This is a genomic window from Streptomyces sp. NPDC005574 (assembly GCF_040605435.1).
Taxonomy (GTDB): Bacteria; Actinomycetota; Actinomycetes; order Streptomycetales; family Streptomycetaceae; genus Streptomyces.
On sequence record NZ_JBEXCW010000312.1, the window covers coordinates 1 to 1,542 of the forward strand.

Consider the following 1,542-nt stretch of genomic DNA (forward strand, 5'->3'; position numbering starts at 1 on the left):
AACTGGCCACCCTCGACGATCTCACCGACCTCACCGCACGCCTCGGCATCCCCAAACCGGAGATCAAGACGGCGAGTTATTGATCTGCAAGTCCTTAGCCAGCGACCTGCGATGCAACCCTTGCTGTGAACGTGGAACGGGACCCCTGGTAGATCATCTTGCGACCAAGCAGGAAGATCATCGGGAGTCCCGTTGCAGGAGCAGTCTGCCATCACGGCCGTCCGTGGGACGGCATCGGGGGTCCACGCTCCCGGGCACCTGGGCGAATTGACCCAGATCGTGGACTTCGCGCTGGTGGACGCGGTGCTCGCCGAGACCGGCGCCCAGGAGAAGCGGGTGCGCCTGTTGCCCGCCCGCGTCATGGTCTACTTCTTCCTCGCCCTGGCGCTGTTCGAGCACTGCTCCTACCGGGCGGTGTGGGGCAAGTTGACCATGCACCTGCCCGCCGCGGTCCTCGTCCGTCCGGCTGTCTCCTCCCTTGTCCGGGCGCGCCGCCGCCTGGGCGCGCGTCCGCTCAAGCTGCTGTTCCACACCCTGGCCGGTCCCGTCGGCGAGCGTGGCCGGCCAGGCGTGCTTTACCGGGGCTTGCGCACCGTCGCGGTGGACGGCACCAGCCTGCACGTTCCCGAGGACGAGCAGGTCACCTGGCGCTACCCCAAACGAGCCGGGGACAAGAGGGAGTTCGGCTACCCGCTGCTGCGCCTGCTGGTGATCGTCGAGTGCGGCACCCGCGCCCTGCTCTCGGCCGCCTTCGGCCCCGAGGCCAACGGCGAGACCGTGTACGCCGCACGGCTGCTGGACTGCCTTGACGCCTCGATGCTGCTGCTGGCCGACACCGCCTTCGACTCCCGCGCCCTGCTGGAACAGGTCCGTGCCACCGGTGCTCAGTTCCTGGTGCGCTCGGGCGCCCGCCGCTGCCCGGCCATCGTGCGCCGCCTGCCGGACGGCTCCTACCTCTCCCGCCTGCCGGGCCCCTACCGGCCCGGACACGGCTACCCGTCACTGCCGGCCCGGGTCATAAAGGCCTGGATCACCGTCACCTTGGACGACGGCACCGTACGCCGCGAGCAGTGGCGGCTGATCACCAGCCTGCTCGACCACCTTACGCGGCCGGAGATCCCCATCTGATTCATGAAACCCCTAATTGTGTCTTGCCGCATTGTTTGAGTGAAGAATACTCAGTCGAATTTAGGCCATGTGCCGTAGCCTGCGGGCTAACTAGAAACCTGTCGGGTGCCGTGTGCGGAGCGGCTGGCGCTTTCTCAACAAACAACACCAGCAAGGCAGCCATGATTGCTCATGTTGGGAGGTCATATTCCCTCCCTGTAGTAGATCGGACCTGACTGCTCGACTGTTCGGAAAAATGATAGATCAGCGACATTCTCCGGTGCGGTTGTATCTCTTTTCTGGAGTAGATTGAGTCTGATTTTTTCAGGTTTATGCGAGGGGTATACCTCGGGCTAGTTTGTTGCGCTAGACGGCGACGGTTGGGTGTTTACCGTCGTTGCAGTAGTCGTTCAGTGAAGGGTTTTCGATGCATAT

Annotated in this window: 1 protein-coding gene; it reads left to right on the forward strand. The window is 64.0% G+C overall.

Annotation, left to right across the window (positions count from 1 at the left end; all coding sequences use genetic code 11):
* Nucleotides 1-192: 192 nt before the first annotated feature.
* Complete coding sequence (locus ABZT03_RS44415; RefSeq protein WP_356050028.1) at nucleotides 193-1,128, forward strand: transposase domain-containing protein; 936 nt, start codon at nucleotides 193-195, stop codon at nucleotides 1,126-1,128.
* Nucleotides 1,129-1,542: the final 414 nt, after the last annotated feature.